Origin of the sequence: Stutzerimonas stutzeri (genome assembly GCF_024448895.1) — a bacterium.
GTDB lineage: Bacteria > Pseudomonadota > Gammaproteobacteria > Pseudomonadales > Pseudomonadaceae > Stutzerimonas > Stutzerimonas stutzeri_Q.
This window is the reverse complement of sequence record NZ_JAMOIC010000001.1, coordinates 329,124-344,428: the sequence shown is the minus strand read 5'-3', so window position 1 is coordinate 344,428 and position 15,305 is coordinate 329,124. Positions and strand designations below refer to the sequence as shown.

Annotated in this window: 15 protein-coding genes; 9 read left to right on the top strand and 6 right to left on the bottom strand. The window is 58.7% G+C overall.

From position 1 onward, the window contains the following. The first annotated feature begins 98 nt into the window (after nucleotides 1-98). From NA619_RS01530 to NA619_RS01520, 3 genes are all read left to right on the top strand, one after another. Nucleotides 99-1,319, top strand: a complete 1,221-nt coding sequence (locus NA619_RS01530) for an aspartate aminotransferase family protein (protein ID WP_255959263.1) — start codon at nucleotides 99-101, stop codon at nucleotides 1,317-1,319. A 62-nt stretch (nucleotides 1,320-1,381) separates the two neighbouring features. Further along, nucleotides 1,382-1,669 carry a topoisomerase II gene (locus NA619_RS01525; RefSeq protein ID WP_158188072.1) on the top strand — a complete coding sequence of 96 codons (288 nt, stop codon included), beginning with the start codon at nucleotides 1,382-1,384 and terminating at the stop codon, nucleotides 1,667-1,669. 10 nt (nucleotides 1,670-1,679) lie between these two features. Continuing rightward, complete coding sequence (locus NA619_RS01520) at nucleotides 1,680-2,666, top strand: succinylglutamate desuccinylase (RefSeq protein ID WP_255959542.1); 987 nt, start codon at nucleotides 1,680-1,682, stop codon at nucleotides 2,664-2,666. An 86-nt stretch (nucleotides 2,667-2,752) separates the two neighbouring features. Here NA619_RS01520 and NA619_RS01515 read toward each other — a convergent pair whose 3' ends face one another. The 3 genes from NA619_RS01515 to NA619_RS01505 form a co-directional block, all read right to left on the bottom strand. Then, the gene (locus NA619_RS01515; protein WP_255959258.1) at nucleotides 2,753-3,112 is read right to left on the bottom strand and encodes a YgaP-like transmembrane domain; all 360 of its coding nucleotides are present in this window, start codon (nucleotides 3,110-3,112) and stop codon (nucleotides 2,753-2,755) included. A gap of 116 nt (nucleotides 3,113-3,228) precedes the next feature. After that, nucleotides 3,229-5,262, bottom strand: a complete 2,034-nt coding sequence (locus NA619_RS01510; RefSeq protein WP_255959257.1) for a S9 family peptidase — start codon at nucleotides 5,260-5,262, stop codon at nucleotides 3,229-3,231. A gap of 188 nt (nucleotides 5,263-5,450) precedes the next feature. Next, the gene (locus NA619_RS01505) at nucleotides 5,451-5,693 is read right to left on the bottom strand and encodes a hypothetical protein (RefSeq protein WP_255959255.1); all 243 of its coding nucleotides are present in this window, start codon (nucleotides 5,691-5,693) and stop codon (nucleotides 5,451-5,453) included. Between the two features lie 17 nt (nucleotides 5,694-5,710). On the opposite strand from NA619_RS01505, the gene fadB reads away from it, so the two are divergent. The 5 genes from fadB to NA619_RS01480 all read left to right on the top strand — a co-directional run bounded on the left by fadB (nucleotide 5,711) and on the right by NA619_RS01480 (nucleotide 12,869). Further along, nucleotides 5,711-7,858, top strand: coding sequence for a fatty acid oxidation complex subunit alpha FadB (fadB, locus tag NA619_RS01500; RefSeq protein WP_255959253.1), 2,148 nt, complete (start codon nucleotides 5,711-5,713; stop codon nucleotides 7,856-7,858). Between the two features lie 17 nt (nucleotides 7,859-7,875). Beyond that, the gene (gene fadA / locus NA619_RS01495) at nucleotides 7,876-9,051 is read left to right on the top strand and encodes an acetyl-CoA C-acyltransferase FadA (protein WP_222908719.1); all 1,176 of its coding nucleotides are present in this window, start codon (nucleotides 7,876-7,878) and stop codon (nucleotides 9,049-9,051) included. An 80-nt stretch (nucleotides 9,052-9,131) separates the two neighbouring features. After that, nucleotides 9,132-9,359: a DUF1653 domain-containing protein gene (locus NA619_RS01490; RefSeq protein ID WP_255959250.1), complete on the top strand. Its 228-nt coding sequence runs from the start codon at nucleotides 9,132-9,134 to the stop codon at nucleotides 9,357-9,359. Nucleotides 9,360-9,668: 309 nt separating this feature from the next. After that, the gene (topA, locus tag NA619_RS01485; RefSeq protein WP_255959248.1) at nucleotides 9,669-12,281 is read left to right on the top strand and encodes a type I DNA topoisomerase; all 2,613 of its coding nucleotides are present in this window, start codon (nucleotides 9,669-9,671) and stop codon (nucleotides 12,279-12,281) included. A 69-nt stretch (nucleotides 12,282-12,350) separates the two neighbouring features. Next, nucleotides 12,351-12,869 (top strand): DUF6586 family protein, encoded by a 519-nt coding sequence (locus NA619_RS01480; protein ID WP_255959246.1) that lies wholly within the window; start codon nucleotides 12,351-12,353, stop codon nucleotides 12,867-12,869. Nucleotides 12,870-12,905: 36 nt separating this feature from the next. On the opposite strand, the gene NA619_RS01475 is transcribed toward NA619_RS01480, so the two are convergent. Beyond that, nucleotides 12,906-13,745, bottom strand: a complete 840-nt coding sequence (locus NA619_RS01475; RefSeq protein WP_255959540.1) for a DMT family transporter — start codon at nucleotides 13,743-13,745, stop codon at nucleotides 12,906-12,908. A 167-nt stretch (nucleotides 13,746-13,912) separates the two neighbouring features. On the opposite strand from NA619_RS01475, the gene NA619_RS01470 reads away from it, so the two are divergent. Then, the gene (locus NA619_RS01470) at nucleotides 13,913-14,149 is read left to right on the top strand and encodes a hypothetical protein (RefSeq protein WP_255959244.1); all 237 of its coding nucleotides are present in this window, start codon (nucleotides 13,913-13,915) and stop codon (nucleotides 14,147-14,149) included. Nucleotides 14,150-14,201: 52 nt separating this feature from the next. Here NA619_RS01470 and sulA read toward each other — a convergent pair whose 3' ends face one another. Together sulA and lexA are read right to left on the bottom strand one after the other, a co-directional pair. Next, nucleotides 14,202-14,678, bottom strand: a complete 477-nt coding sequence (sulA, locus tag NA619_RS01465) for an SOS-induced cell division inhibitor SulA (RefSeq protein WP_255959243.1) — start codon at nucleotides 14,676-14,678, stop codon at nucleotides 14,202-14,204. Nucleotides 14,679-14,688: 10 nt separating this feature from the next. Beyond that, nucleotides 14,689-15,297 (bottom strand): transcriptional repressor LexA, encoded by a 609-nt coding sequence (gene lexA, locus NA619_RS01460; protein WP_255959242.1) that lies wholly within the window; start codon nucleotides 15,295-15,297, stop codon nucleotides 14,689-14,691. Between the last annotated feature and the right edge of the window lie 8 nt (nucleotides 15,298-15,305).

Below are 15,305 nucleotides of genomic sequence, written 5' to 3'. Positions count from 1 at the left end.
CCCAATCCTGCCGGACCTGCGTTTAAACTGCGCTTGCAACGCCCCGCCACGGTGGGGCGTTTTATTTCCTATTCGTGTTGCATCGCAGGAGAGTCCCGATGTCCGCCCCGCACACCCCGGTAGAACGCGCTGATTTCGACCAGGTCATTGTTCCCACCTTTGCTCCCGCTGCCTTCATTCCTGTGCGTGGTCTGGGCTCGCGAGTATGGGATCAGAGCGGGCGAGAACTGATCGACTTCACTGGCGGGATCGCAGTCAACGTGCTCGGTCATGCGCATCCGGCACTGGTGAGCGCGCTCACCGAGCAGGCGGGCAAGCTCTGGCACATCTCCAACATTTTCACCAATGAGCCGGCGTTGCGCCTGGCCAAGAAGATCACGGCCGCTACCTTTGCCGACCGGGCGTTCTTCTGCAATTCGGGGGCGGAAGCCAACGAGGCCGCTTTCAAGCTGGCGCGTCGCTACGGCCATGACAATTATGGCCCGGAGAAATGCGAGATCATTTCCGCAGTCAACAGCTTCCATGGCCGTACGTTATTCACTGTAACCGTAGGCGGCCAACCCAAGTACTCCGACGGGTTCGGGCCAAAGATTCAAGGCATCAGCCATGTCGCCTACAACGATCTCGATGCGCTTGCAGCCGCCATTTCTGACAAGACTTGCGCGGTGGTGCTCGAGCCAATCCAGGGTGAAAGCGGCGTTCTGCCGGCTGACCAGTCTTATCTTGAAGGTGCGCGCAAGCTGTGCGATCTGCACAATGCGTTGCTGATCTTCGATGAGGTTCAGACGGGGATGGGGCGTACTGGTGAGCTATTCGCCTACATGAATTACGGCGTGACGCCGGACATCCTGACCAATGCCAAGAGTCTCGGCGGTGGCTTCCCGATCGGTATGATGCTGACCACCGATGACATCGCCGCACATTTCAGCGTTGGCACCCACGGCACTACCTACGGCGGCAATCCGCTGGCGTGCGCGGTAGCCGAGGCGGTGGTCGACATCGTCAATACGCCGGAGGTACTGAGCGGCGTCAAGCAGCGGCATGAGCGCTTCAAGCGTGGCCTGTTGGAAATAGGTCAGCGCTACGGCCTGTTCAGCCAGGTCCGTGGAATGGGTATGTTGATTGGCTGCGTGCTTAACGATGCCTGGAAGGGGCGCGCCCGTGAGATCTTCGATGCTGCTGAACGGGAAGCACTGATGATTCTTCAGGCTGGCCCTGACGTGATTCGCCTTGCCCCTAGCCTGATCATCGACGAAGCCGATATTGCAGAAGGCCTGGCCCGCTTCGACCGTGCTGCCGCGAAACTGACTCAGGCCTGAGGTCAAGGTCTGCCTGGCAGGACGCGCTGCTCCTGCCCCAACTACCATCGAGAATTGTGACCATGAGCGACAGCCTGCAACTGATCCTTGAAGACGTAGACGGCACTCAACTGGAAACGTCCTGCACCCGTTTTGCCGTGATGTGGCAGGGGCGGGAAGTGTGGATTCAGCAGGTCGGCAACAATCAGCTGATGATCGGCGTCGATGTGGAAGACGGCGATACCGAGTATGCCAACCTGCTGCTGCGCCCTCTGGCAACCAACCTGGTCAGTCTCGAGCTGGAGATGGAGCCAGTCGAAGCAGCCGAAGATGATCATGTACATGGACCGGACTGCAATCACGACCACTGAGAGCCTCGACATGCTGGCGCTTGGAAACCTCCTGGCGCTGACGCTCAGCGGGCGCGAGCCGGATGAGAGGGTTCAGCACACCGCTGACAGGACTCGGCTGGAATGGCTGGGCGAAGGCATCCTTCAGGTGTCGCCGCCGGATGGGCCAGACGCGGAGTTGGACCTGGTGCTGTCTGCCGGCGTGCATGGCTGTGAAGTCGTCCCGATCATACTGCTAGATCGGCTGATACAAGCCATTGGGCGCGGTGATATCCACCCTCGAGCCAGATTGCTGTTCTTGTTCTGCAACCCACCCGCCATGCGCCAGAAGGTGCGGCGGGTCGGGCAAGATCTGAACAGGCTGTTTTGCGGCAGACATGCGGGGGAGTCGAGCGAAGAGGCGCTTCGTGCGTCTCAGCTGGAAGCGGCAGTTGCGGCGTTCTTTCATATGCCGGGCCGCCGCCGCTGGCACTACGATCTGCATTCGGCCATGCGAGCCTCGAAGCTGCCGCAATTCGCAATTTCCCCTTGGGTGCCCAAGCGTGAAATCTCCTCCGAGAGCCTGGCGCGTCTACAGCATGCTGGTGTGGACGCTCTGCTGATACAGGAAAAGCCCTCTGGAACCTTCAGTGCACATACGGCAACCCATCATGGCGCCGAGGCCTTCACGCTGGAGATGGCGGAAGTGTCTGGAGATATATGGCCGAGCTGCCTAGACGATTTTCTTCAGGCTGCACAAGGGTGGATCGAAGCCATCGAGCCTGTGCCCGCGGGCACGCTTCGACCGTTATTGAGGTTTCGACTGGCGCGGGAAATCATCAAGCACAGCGAAAGATTCGCGCTCCGTCTGCCCGAGGACATCGAGAATTTCACGCCGATCGCGCCGGGGTTGTTGTTGGCTGAGGACAAGGACGGCACGCGTTGGGTGGTGGAGGAGCAGGACGCGCGAATCCTGTTCCCGATGGCTGACGTCGCGGTTGGTGAGCGTGCCGGATTGATAGTGGTGCCTCGTGACTGATGTGGATTGCCACGCGGTGAGAGGTACTACTGATCGCTGCCAGGAGATATTACGAGACGCGCACAGCCTAAGCGCGCCTCGGCAAGTCAGACGCCAGCTGGCGGGTTTACGAGGGAGTCGTTACCGGTAACGGTTGCTGTGCCGGTCGCTGCCTGGGCATTGGCCCTGAGGCGCACATTATCGGCTTCGCTACGCTCTAGCGGCATGCTTCGCGAGGTGCCTTCGGCCATCTTGGTCTGCTCATTCACATCGCAAAGTACACGTTTGGCTTCGCAGTGACCGGTCACGCCTCGCGACAGCGCCATACCGCCCATTGCCAGCTGTATCAGCCCACCCAGGCCGCCACGGCTGAGTCCCTTACCTAGGAAGTACAGCCCGCCGGCGATCGAGGCTGCACGCTCCCAGCCGTGCACGTTTTGTGAAGCCTGGTCCGATGTCCTGTTCATGGGTAATCACTCCGAAACGATGGTGTGATAGATGACCCCGGCGCACCGGACCTGTTCCAACCGCAAGTCGGCAAACTACCGCACGCAAGGGCAACTACCCATTCCTGCTGACAGGTTTAGAGTGTCGCCATCTGGAATACCTTGAGGATAAAGGCGTACTCCAGAGCTACATCCTTGAGTGCTTGATACCGGCCGCTCATGCCGCCGTGCCCAGCACCGAGTTCTGTCTTGAGCAGAAGCAGATTGTCGTCGGTCCTTGTAGCACGCAGTCTGGCCACCCATTTGGCGGCCTCCCAGTACTGCACCCGGCTGTCGTTATAGCCAGCCACCGCAAGAATCGGTGGGTAGGGCAGTGGGCGGACATTTTCGTAAGGAGCGTATGCCTTGATGCGCGCATGAACCTCGGGCTGGTTCGGATCTCCCCATTCGTCGTACTCGGTCACCGTCAGCGGCAGGTCAGCGTTGAGCATGGTGTTCAGCACATCGACGAAAGGCACTTCTGCAATAGCTGCACCGAACAGCTCGGGACGCATGTTCAGCACAGCGCCAATCAGCAACCCGCCGGCGCTACCGCCGCTGATGGCGAGCCGCGCTGGATGGGTGTATCCGTCGGCAACCAACTTTTCTGCACAGACGATGAAGTCGCTGAACGTGTTTGGCTTGTGCTCCAGCTTGCCAGCGCGGTACCAGGCCTCGCCAAGGTCGCCCCCGCCACGCACATGGGCGATGGCAAAGACGAATCCACGGTCGAGCAGCGAAAGGCGTGCGTGTGAAAACCAGGGGTCGAGGCTATGGCCGTAGGCGCCATAACCATAAAGATAAAGTGGGGCGGGTTTGCCAAGGACTTCACGGCGGCCGACCAGGCTGATCGGGACCTGCGTGCCGTCGGCCGCGGTTGCCCATATGCGCCTGCTCTCATAGGCATCGGCATCGAAGGGCCCTTCGACCGGAGTTTCCTTGAGTACTTGCTGTTCGCCGTTGGCCAGGTCCAACTGGCGAATTTGCGCAGGGCGGTTCAGCGCTTCGTAACGCAGCCGGATCACCGGGCTGTCGAACTCAAGCGAGTTGTGTACGTGCAGGCTGTAGGCCGCATCCGGCAACTGTACGCGGTAATGAAACCCTGCCGCGGGGCGAACCTCGATGATCGGTAGCCCCGCTTCGCGCAGGCTCAAGGTGATCGCGCCTGAATTCAGGCTGACATCCTCGAGCATTACGGAATCGCGATGCTCGATCAGTTCCCGCCAGTGATCACGCTGCGGTGTGCATTCCGGCGCCTGGTACAGCGCGAAGTTGATGCCCGTTTGGTTGCTGCGGATTAGCCAGTTCCATTCGCCGTCGAGCACGCCATGGTCGGGGTAGTACTCATGGTCTTCCTGACGTGGAGCGAGACACACCCAGTCGCCCTTGGGCTCATCCGCCGAGAGCACCCAGGCTTCGCTGGTGGTTTTGCTGTTGGAAAGGATCACCAGTTGCCGTTCGGAACTGGCACGGTAGCAGTGCACGAAATAACGCCCGTCCGGGTCGTGATACACCTCGGTTCGCTCATTGTCGCCCAGCCGATGCCGGTAGATCTTGTGCGGCCGATGCGTATCGTCGAGTTCACCGAAGAACAGGGTCTGATTGTCGTTTGCCCAGGTCATGCTGCCGTCGCAATCTTCGAACGGTAGGGCGGTCACTTCTCCCCTGTGCAGATCCTTGACGAACAGCTGGTAGATTTCGTCGCCTTGAGTGTCGAGGCTGTATGCCAGTTTGCTGTGGTCCTGGCTAATGCTGAAAGCACCCAGCGACAGGAAGCCTCCTGCGGCAAGCTCATTGGGGTCGAGTAACAGCTGTTCGGTGCCTTCGTCGACCTTGAATGAGCCGTCAGCTGGCCGCTGACAACGGTAGTGGCGCGGGTACTCATCGCCGGCGGTAGTGCGTTGGTAGTACAGCCAAGGACCCCAGGGCGACGGCAATGAAAGATCGGTTTCACGGATGCGTCCCTTGATCTCCTGAAACAGGGCTTCACGCAGGTCCGCCTGGTCGGCGAGCTGAACATCCAGATAGGCGTTCTCGGCCTTCAGGTAATCGAGCACCTCTGGCGCATCACGATTCTCCAGCCACTTGTAAGGATCAACACCGGCATCCACGCGAGCAATCGGGGCAGACATTCATAACTCCTGGGCGCGGCCGCGAACTGGCGCAGCGGTACGAAATGAAAAGACAGTGGGCGAGTGTACTGATGCCATGCCGGTTTGTGACGATCGTAAGCGGTCGGGGTTCATCGAACTCGGTTTGCCCATCAGCAATGTGAATGCATGCCGATTTGAAAAAAGCAGGCGGAATGACTGCGGCATCATTATGGTTGGCTAGGCTTACCGGTCTGATTGAATGTGCGCCCCCTGGCGTAATCGGCCAGCCGATTGACAATGGATCGCTTTTCCATGAAGGTGTGCTCACCCAAATCAAACGGGCGTATGAATCGAGCGTTTGCCACGCAAATGCCGTCAGCCCGGTTTATCGTGTCGGTGGGTGTCGTTTCACCGGTGACGGTGACGGTCTTCGGGCCGATGACGTGCGACACGTAACGTTCAGCTTCCATACCGTGGAGATCAGTTGATGATTTACGAAGGTAAAGCCATCACGGTTAAGGCTCTTGAGAGCGGCATCGTCGAATTGAATTTCGACCTCAAGGGTGAGTCCGTCAACAAGTTCAATCGCCTCACCCTCAACGATCTGCGCCAGGCAGTCGACGCCATCAAGGCCGACGCTTCGGTAAAGGGCGTCATCGTAACCAGCGGCAAGGATGTATTCATCGTCGGTGCGGACATCACCGAATTCGTCGACAACTTCAAGCTGTCCGATGAGGAGCTGGTCGCCGGCAACCTCGAAGCGAACAAGATCTTCAGCGACTTCGAAGACCTCGGTGTCCCGACGGTCGCTGCCATTAACGGCATCGCACTGGGCGGTGGCTTCGAAATGTGCATGGCTGCTGACTACCGCGTCATGTCTACAGTGGCGAAAGTCGGTCTGCCGGAAGTGAAGCTGGGCATCTACCCAGGCTTCGGCGGCACCGTTCGTTTGCCGCGCCTGATCGGCGTCGATAACGCTGTCGAGTGGATTGCATCCGGTAAGGAAAACCGCGCTGAAGACGCGCTCAAGGTTCGCGCCGTAGATGCCGTAGTCGCCCCCGAGCAGCTGCAGGCCGCTGCGCTGGATCTGGTCAAGCGCGCCATTTCCGGCGAGCTGGACTACAAGGCCAAGCGTCAGCCGAAGCTGGACAAGCTCAAGCTAAACGCCATCGAGCAGATGATGGCTTTCGAGACCTCCAAGGGTTTCGTGGCCGGTCAGGCTGGCCCGAACTATCCGGCTCCAGTCGAAGCCATCAAGACCATTCAGAAAGCCGCCAACTTCGGCCGCGACAAGGCCATCGAAGTCGAGGCTGCTGGCTTCGTAAAACTGGCCAAGACCTCTGTTGCGCAAAGCCTGGTCGGCCTGTTCCTGAGCGATCAGGAACTGAAGAAGAAGGCCAAGGGCTACGACAAGCAAGCCCGTGACGTGAAACTGGCTGCCGTGCTCGGCGCTGGCATCATGGGTGGCGGTATCGCCTATCAGTCGGCTGTCAAAGGCACGCCGATCCTGATGAAGGATATCCGCGAAGAAGGCATCCAGATGGGCCTGAACGAGGCCTCCAAGCTCCTCGGTAAGCGCGTCGAGAAGGGTCGCCTGACTCCGGAGAAGATGGCAGAAGCCCTCAATGCCATCCGTCCGACCATGTCCTACGGCGACTTCGGTCACGTCGACATCGTTGTCGAAGCCGTTGTCGAAAACCCGAAGATCAAGCAGTCGGTACTGGCCGAAGTGGAAGGTTTGGTGCGTGACGATGCGATCATCGCCTCGAACACCTCGACCATTTCCATCAGCCTGCTGGCCCAGGCGCTTAAGCGTCCGGAAAACTTCTGCGGCATGCACTTCTTCAACCCGGTACACATGATGCCGTTGGTGGAAGTGATCCGAGGCGAGAAGACCAGCGAAGTGGCCATTGCCACCACCGTTGCCTACGCCAAGAAGATGGGCAAGAGCCCGGTCGTGGTCAACGATTGCCCGGGCTTCCTGGTTAACCGCGTGCTGTTCCCGTACTTCGGCGGCTTCGCCCGCGCCATCGCCCATGGTGTGGACTTCGTCCGCGCTGACAAGGTGATGGAAAAGTTCGGCTGGCCCATGGGCCCGGCCTATCTGATGGACGTCGTCGGCATGGACACCGGCCACCACGGCCGCGACGTGATGGCCGATGGCTTCCCGGATCGCATGAAGGACGATACCCGTACGGCCGTCGACGTCATGTACGACGCCAACCGCCTAGGCCAGAAGAACGGCAAGGGCTTCTACGTCTACGAGCTGGACAAGAAGGGCAAGCCGAAGAAGGTGGTCGACCCGCAGTCCTACGAGCTGCTGAAGCCGGTTGTCAGCGAGACCCGCGAGCTTTCCGACGAGGACATCATCAATTACATGATGATCCCGCTCTGCCTGGAAACCGTCCGCTGCCTGGAAGACAACATCGTCGAAACCGCTGCCGAAGCTGATATGGGTTTGATCTACGGCATCGGTTTCCCTCCCTTCCGTGGTGGTGCACTGCGCTACATCGATTCGATCGGTGTCGCCGAGTTCGTGGCCATGGCCGACAAGTACGCCGACCTGGGTCCGCTGTATCAGCCGACTGCGAAGCTGCGTGAAATGGCTGCCAACGGCCAGAGCTTCTACGGTTAATTGAGGAATAAAGAGATATGAGCCTTAATCCGAGAGACGTCGTCATTGTCGACTTCGGCCGTACCCCGATGGGTCGTTCCAAGGGCGGCATGCACCGTAATACCCGCGCCGAGACCATGTCCGCGCACCTGATCGATGGCTTGCTGGCACGCAACTCCAAGGTCGATCCAGCTGAAGTCGAAGACGTGATTTGGGGCTGTGTCAACCAGACCCTGGAACAGGGATGGAACGTGGCCCGCATGGCCTCGCTGCTGACCCGCATCCCGCACACCAGCGCTGCACAGACCGTCAGCCGCCTGTGTGGCTCCTCCATGAGCGCGCTGCATACCGCCGCTCAGGCGATCATGACCGGTAACGGTGATGTCTTCGTCGTAGGTGGTGTCGAGCACATGGGCCACGTCGGCATGATGCATGGTGTCGATCCGAACCCGCAGCTGTCGCTGTACGCTGCCAAAGCCTCCGGCATGATGGGTCTAACTGCTGAAATGCTGGGCAAGATGCATGGCATCACCCGGGAGCAGCAGGATGCCTTCGGCGAACGTTCGCATCGTCTGGCGCACAAAGCGACTGTCGACGGAATGTTCAAGGATGAAATCATCCCGATGGAGGGCTACGACGAGAACGGTTTCCTCAAGGTCTTCGATTACGATGAAACCATTCGCCCGGAAACCACCCTTGAGAGCCTCGCCGCACTCAAGCCTGCTTTCAATCCGAAGGGCGGTACGGTGACTGCTGGCACGTCTTCGCAGATCACCGACGGCGCGTCCTGCATGATCGTCATGTCGGCGCAGCGCGCACAGGATCTGGGCATTCAGCCGATGGCTGTGATTCGCTCCATGGCCCTAGCGGGTGTGGATCCGGCAATCATGGGCTACGGTCCAGTGCCAGCCACTCAGAAGGCGCTCAAGCGTGCCGGTTTGACTATGGATGACATCGATTACGTTGAGCTCAACGAAGCCTTCGCGGCTCAGGCGTTGCCTGTGCTGAAGGATCTTAAGCTGCTCGACAAGATGGAGCAGAAGGTCAACCTGCATGGCGGCGCCATCGCACTGGGGCACCCGTTCGGTTGCTCGGGCGCTCGTATTTCGGGCACCCTGTTGAACGTGATGAAGCAGAACGGCGGTACGCTTGGCGTGGCTACGATGTGTATCGGCCTGGGTCAAGGTATCACCACGGTGTTCGAACGCGTCTAAGCTGTTCGTAACACGGAAACCGGGGCCACGTGCCCCGGTTTTCATTTTCAGCGACTTCAGGTTTCTCGGAGATATTTCAGATGCAGGTTTCGCCAGGCCGCTATCGTCATTACAAAGGTCCGGAATATCGGGTGTATGCCGTCGCGATGCATTCCGAAACCGAAGAGCCAGTAGTGTTCTATCAGGCGCTATACGGGGATTTTGGGCTTTGGGTTCGGCCCTTGTCGATGTTCACCGAAACGGTGGAGGTCGACGGTGAAACGCTTCCTCGTTTTGCTCTGATAGAAGCTGAACCAAGTCGTTTTTAAGTCTGCTTGGCGCATGTTGGCTTAACCCTTGCGCTTGACCTTGGCTCTGTCGCCACTATATATAGCGGTGCTTTTCGGACAGAGTACAGGCGACATCGCTCGGTTTCGGATATTTCAAAACCCACCGGGCTGCCTTGCGGTCATCGGATTTAGCAGTGGGTTTGAAGAAGACATGGCGTGAACGTGCGTCCTCTGCAGTGCTGGAAATGCTGCATTGCTTCTTAATATGGCAGCCTGATGTCGTTCTCGACCCAGCAGCTACCATCTCATTTTTTCAGTTCACCTCTCGATTCAGGAACTCTCCTCTCCATGGGTAAATCGCTGGTCATCGTGGAATCACCGGCCAAGGCCAAGACAATCAACAAGTATTTGGGCAACCAATACGTGGTGAAGTCGAGTATCGGCCACATCCGCGACCTTCCCACCAGCGGCTCTGCCAACAAGGAGCCGGTCAAGCGCGGCAAGGCCGCAGCGGCCGAAGGCCCTGCGCTCTCGCCGAAGGAGAAAGCCAAGCGTCAGCTATTCACGCGCATGGGCATCGATCCGGAGCACGGCTGGAAGGCGAAGTACGAAATCCTCCCCGGCAAGGAGAAGGTCATCGATGAGCTTCGTCGCCTGGCCAAGGAAGCCGATACCATCTATCTCGCGACCGACTTGGATAGAGAGGGGGAGGCCATCGCCTGGCATCTGCGTGAGTCCATTGGTGGCGACGACAGCCGCTACAAGCGCGTGGTGTTCAACGAGATCACCAAGAAAGCAATCCAGGAAGCCTTCTCCAAACCTGGCGATCTGGATATCAATCGGGTCAACGCTCAGCAGGCCCGGCGGTTCCTTGATCGTGTAGTGGGCTATATGGTCTCGCCGCTGCTTTGGGCAAAGATCGCTCGCGGCTTGTCTGCCGGGCGCGTGCAATCGGTTGCCGTGAAGCTGGTGGTCGAGCGAGAGCGCGAAATCCGTGCATTCGTGCCTGAAGAATACTGGGAAGTGCATGCCGACCTCTCCACAATGGACAAGGCCAAGGTTCGCTTCGAGGTCGCTCGCGAGAATGGGGAAGCATTCAAGCCGCTCAACGAAGCCCATGCAATGGCTGCGCTCGAGCAGCTCAAGGACTCGAGCTACAGCGTCAGCAAGCGTGAGGACAAGCCGACCAGCAGCAAGCCGTCGGCACCGTTTATTACCTCAACGCTGCAGCAGGCCGCAAGCAACCGTCTTGGCTTCGGCGTGAAGAAGACCATGATGATGGCGCAGCGTCTCTACGAGGCTGGCTACATCACCTACATGCGTACCGACTCGACCAATCTATCGGCTGATGCCTTGAGCATGGTTCGTGGCTTCATCGAGGATGAATTCGGCAACAAGTACCTGCCGGAAAAGCCGATTTTCTATTCCAGCAAAGAGGGCGCTCAGGAAGCGCACGAGGCGATTCGCCCATCGGACGTGAATCTGCGGCCTGCGCAGCTGTCCGGAATGGAGCGCGATGCAGAACGTCTCTACGACCTCATCTGGCGCCAGTTTGTCGCTTGCCAGATGCCCCCTGCTCAGTACCTTTCAACCAGCGTGACGGTTACCGCCGGGAATTTCGAGCTTCGCGCCAAGGGCCGGATTCTCAAGTTCGACGGCTACACCAAGGTCATGCCGCAGCAAAGCAAAAGTGGCGAAGACGACGTATTGCCGGACATGAACAAGGGCGACGGGATGAAGCTGATCAAGCTCGACCCGAGCCAGCATTTCACCAAGCCACCTGCGCGCTTCTCCGAAGCGAGCCTGGTCAAGGAAATGGAGAAGCGTGGCATTGGTCGTCCATCCACATACGCGGCGATCATCTCCACGATTCAGGACCGCGGATATGTCTCGCTGCATAACCGCCGGTTCTACTCCGAGAAGATGGGCGATATCGTTACCGAACGCCTCTCGGAAAGCTTCAACAACCTCATGGATTACGGTTTCACGGCCGGCATGGAGGAGAACCTCGACGACGTTGCTCAGGGTGAGCGCGAGTGGAAACACGTACTCGACGAGTTCTACGGTGACTTCAAGAAGAAATTGGAGGTTGCAGAGGCCAGCGAGAACGGCATGCGCGCCAACCAGCCGACCCCGACGGACATCCCGTGCAAGGTCTGCGGTCGGCCAATGATGATCCGTACGGCCTCGACCGGCGTATTCCTCGGTTGCTCCGGTTACAGCCTGCCGCCCAAGGAGCGTTGCAAGTCGACAGTCAATCTGATTCCAGGTGACGAGATCGCTGCGGACGATGAGGGTGAGTCCGAATCCCGGGTACTGTTGGGCAAGCATCGTTGCTCGATCTGCAGTACGGCAATGGACGCCTATCTGCTCGACGAGACCCACAAGCTGCACATCTGTGGCAACAATCCTGATTGCACGGGCTACGAGATCGAAGAAGGTCAGTACCGCATCAAGGGCTACGAAGGGCCGAGCCTTGAGTGCGACAAGTGCGGCAGCGAAATGCAGCTCAAGACAGGGCGCTTCGGTAAGTTCTTCGGCTGCACCAATGCCGACTGCAAGAACACCCGGAAATTGCTACGCAGTGGCGAAGCGGCTCCGCCAAAGATGGACGCCGTCAAGATGCCCGAGCTCAAGTGCGAAAAAGTGGACGATACTTACGTCCTGCGGGACGGGGCGTCAGGGCTGTTCCTGGCGGCCAGTCAGTTCCCCAAGAATCGCGAAACTCGTGCGCCTCTGGTTATGGAGCTGATCCCCCATAAGGATGAAATTGACGCGAAATACCATTTCCTCTTGAGCGCCCCGCAGAAGGACAAAGAAGGCCGCCCCGCAGTGATCCGCTTCAGTCGCAAGACCAAGGAGCAGTACGTGCAGACAGAGGTCAATGGCAAGCCAACCGGCTGGAAAGCGTTCTTTGATGGTGGCAAGTGGAAGGTCGAAGACAAGAGCACCGGTAAGTAAGTGTCAGCTGCAGGTTGAGCGAGTGTTTAGCTCAACCTGCAGCGTTCCATTTCCTGGGAGATGTCCGCCATGGCTCATGAGCTGTACACCCGCACTAACCAGAAAATCTACTTCGCCGGGCTCGCGCTCGATAATTGGCGCCGGGCTGAGGAGAAAGGCTCGGTTAATGCGCCGGGCCTCATTCAGGCCGAGCGTGAGGCAAGCCTTTTTCACTTGTATGGTGCGTTACTGGGGCTCTGCCATGAAATCGCTGGCTACTATCGTCTGCCCGATGCCACGGCCCCGCGTGCAGAGGTGCTGCTGGCGCGCTCTTCGCAAGGCTCATCGCCGAGCCCCGAGCTTGCCGAATTGGTCGAGTTGGCAGAGCACTCTGAGACTTGGCTGGCGCAGTTGCTGAAGGCCCATGCGGGGATGTTCGAGCCGCCGCGAGCGCCGGCCAAGGCGAAGACTGATCCAACCATGCCTTTGATTGAAGCCGTGAGCGTGGGGGAAGAGATTCCACCGCTGGCACGGGCTGAGGTCGAGTCCTGGCGGAGCAGTCTCAAAGAGCTGGCGTTGCGCTTCCGCGAATCACTTAGCGAGTGGTGATCGATTTCCCAGGCGATTGCGCTGCGGGCAACGCGTTCACCCTCGGTACTTGAACCGCAGCACTAATGTGATGCCGCCCAGTATCGCCATCCCTGCTACCAGTAATCTGCCCGTCAAGGATTCGCCCAATAGCAGGCTTCCGGCCAACGCGGTGATAAGCGGAACGCTCAGTTGCACGCTCGCTGCTTGAACCGCAGCAAGTCCCGGCATCGCGGCATACCAGACGGCATAACCGATGCCGGAGGTCAGCCCGCCGGACAACAGCGCATAGACGGCACCGGTGCGGTCCCATTCAAGCTGTGTCCAAAACAGCAGGCACATCACTGCGACCATCGGCAGGGTTCGTATGAAATTGCCCGCAGTTGCTGCCAATGGATCAGGCTCTCTTTTCCCCATAAGCGAATAAGCGCCCCAGGCGCCACCGGCCAGTACCATCAAGAGTGAGGCTGTCATCGATGGCGTACTCGTGCCTGGCAGCAGGAGTGCACTCAGTCCGATTCCAGCCATGATCATGCCGACGATCTGCCACCGATTCAGCCGTTCTCCCTGCGTAAGTCCCCAGGAAACCATGCTTAGCTGCACGGCGCCAAAGAGCAGCAAGGCGCCAGCGCCGGCATCGAGGTCTACATACGCGTAGGAAAATGCGGCCGCATAAACGAAGAGTGAAAGAGCACCGGGCCAGCTTCCAGTTCCGATGGTTTTACGCCGGCGCAAGGCTAATAGCAGCCATAGCACGAAGGCCCCGCCAAAAAGACGCAGCGCGGTAAAGCTGGTTGGATCAATCTGGCTATCACGCAGCGCCGCGCGGCAGAGCAACGAATTGCCGGCAAAGGCGAGCATGGCAAGCATTGTCAGCAGCAGAGTTTTTATGGTCATTCGGGGTGGCTTGAGTGGCTGCGGCGGAGCCATCCTACTTTGCCGGTGAGCTAGTGGACATTCACTTTCAGAGAGGTGAACAAAAGAGGCGGTACCTGCTCGGTCTTCCAGGGCTGTCGCCACGTAATCTGACTGGTACAATGCGCCGTTTCACGGGGAGCAGATTCATGCCAACGTCTTTTCTGGAAATCGTCGAGCTACCCGACGGCACAATAGTGCTGCGTCGCGCTGAAGACGAAGGCGTATTGGTGACGCTGGGTTTTTCCGATGACGCCAAAGTGTTCCTGCAAGGTCAGCATGTCGAAATTGCCAAGGCAATGTTCAACATAGGCGTGCAGATGGCCGGTCGTGTATCAGAAGGGGAGTTCGAGCAGGACGAAGAAGGTCCGCAAACGTTGCACTGAGCGTGCTTCGGGAAAGGCTTTCGGCACATCCATATGCCGTTGAAATCGGCGGTCAGCCCAGTCGTATGTTCAGGCTTTGCGCATTGCCTTGAGCTGCTGCGACACGCAGCTTCAAGCGACTGGCTTTATCGAGACGCGGAAACCAAGTAATTACGGTATGGCTGCAGCCTGAGACCAGCGCTTTACACGCCAGCTCAAGGGCTCCCTGGGTTTCGCGAGCTTGCAGCAGGAGTATGCGGTCACGATTGAATCCGGTTTCCCGTAGCCAGCTCTGTGAAAGTGCTGCAGGCGGGGCGATCAGCGTCAGCCAACGAGTATCTGCTGCCTCGCTGAGATCTCGGAGAATAGGGGCAAGAAGCAGGCGGCAATGATCACCGCTACCGCTCAAGGTCATTTCACTCAGGCAATCGTCGGCAGGCTGGGGCGCAGGTACGACGTCCCCGAACGGCGTTCGGCGATGTGCGATCAGCCCTTCGAACAGCGAGAGCTGCGGCGGCTTGCCGGCGGTGGGTTGGGGTTGGTACTGCATGGACCTCTCCTTATCGACGAATGACGCCGACACTCAAACCTTCGATAACCAGTTCCTGTTGCTCGAGATCGACTTCGATGGGCGCGAATTCGGAATTCTCCGCCAGCAGCCAAACCTTGCTGCCGTCGCGCTTGAAGCGCTTCACCGTAACCTCATCGTCGATTCGAGCTACAACGATCTGCCCGTTGCGCGCTTCACGGGTGGTGTGAACTGCCAACAGATCGCCATCGAATATCCCGATCTCTTTCATGCTCATACCTTGCACACGCAACAGGTAATCGGCCTTGGGCTGAAAAAATGAAGGATCAATCTGGCAGGAAGTTTCAACATGCTGTTGCGCTAGAATCGGTGCCCCAGCCGCGACGCGCCCGATGACGGGCAGTCCAGCATCTTCTGCCGTCGGTTCGAAGCCCGGAATGCGGATGCCGCGGGAAGCGCCTGGCGTCATCTCGATAGCGCCTTTGCGGGACAGTGCCTTGAGGTGTTCCTCGGCGGCGTTGGGCGATTTGAATCCCAGCTCCTGAGCGATCTCCGCCCGCGTAGGCGGATAACCATTGTCTTCAAGGCTTCGTTTGATGAAGGCAAGAATTTCTGACTGGCGAGGGGTCAGCTTGATCATGAGCGGTC

Bases quoted from the DNA above. Each gene is read 5' to 3' on its own strand.
- topA (WP_255959248.1), top strand. From the start codon at position 9,669: ATGGGTAAATCGCTGGTCATCGTGGAATCACCGGCCAAGGCCAAGACA.
- fadB (WP_255959253.1), top strand. From the start codon at position 5,711: ATGATTTACGAAGGTAAAGCCATCACGGTTAAGGCTCTTGAGAGCGGC.
- NA619_RS01525 (WP_158188072.1), top strand. From the start codon at position 1,382: ATGAGCGACAGCCTGCAACTGATCCTTGAAGACGTAGACGGCACTCAA.
- NA619_RS01490 (WP_255959250.1), top strand. From the start codon at position 9,132: ATGCAGGTTTCGCCAGGCCGCTATCGTCATTACAAAGGTCCGGAATAT.
- NA619_RS01510 (WP_255959257.1), bottom strand. From the start codon at position 5,262: ATGTCTGCCCCGATTGCTCGCGTGGATGCCGGTGTTGATCCTTACAAG.
- NA619_RS01505 (WP_255959255.1), bottom strand. From the start codon at position 5,693: ATGGAAGCTGAACGTTACGTGTCGCACGTCATCGGCCCGAAGACCGTC.
- lexA (WP_255959242.1), bottom strand. From the start codon at position 15,297: ATGATCAAGCTGACCCCTCGCCAGTCAGAAATTCTTGCCTTCATCAAA.
- NA619_RS01515 (WP_255959258.1), bottom strand. From the start codon at position 3,112: ATGAACAGGACATCGGACCAGGCTTCACAAAACGTGCACGGCTGGGAG.
- NA619_RS01530 (WP_255959263.1), top strand. From the start codon at position 99: ATGTCCGCCCCGCACACCCCGGTAGAACGCGCTGATTTCGACCAGGTC.
- NA619_RS01470 (WP_255959244.1), top strand. From the start codon at position 13,913: ATGCCAACGTCTTTTCTGGAAATCGTCGAGCTACCCGACGGCACAATA.
- fadA (WP_222908719.1), top strand. From the start codon at position 7,876: ATGAGCCTTAATCCGAGAGACGTCGTCATTGTCGACTTCGGCCGTACC.
- NA619_RS01480 (WP_255959246.1), top strand. From the start codon at position 12,351: ATGGCTCATGAGCTGTACACCCGCACTAACCAGAAAATCTACTTCGCC.
- NA619_RS01475 (WP_255959540.1), bottom strand. From the start codon at position 13,745: ATGACCATAAAAACTCTGCTGCTGACAATGCTTGCCATGCTCGCCTTT.
- sulA (WP_255959243.1), bottom strand. From the start codon at position 14,678: ATGCAGTACCAACCCCAACCCACCGCCGGCAAGCCGCCGCAGCTCTCG.
- NA619_RS01520 (WP_255959542.1), top strand. From the start codon at position 1,680: ATGCTGGCGCTTGGAAACCTCCTGGCGCTGACGCTCAGCGGGCGCGAG.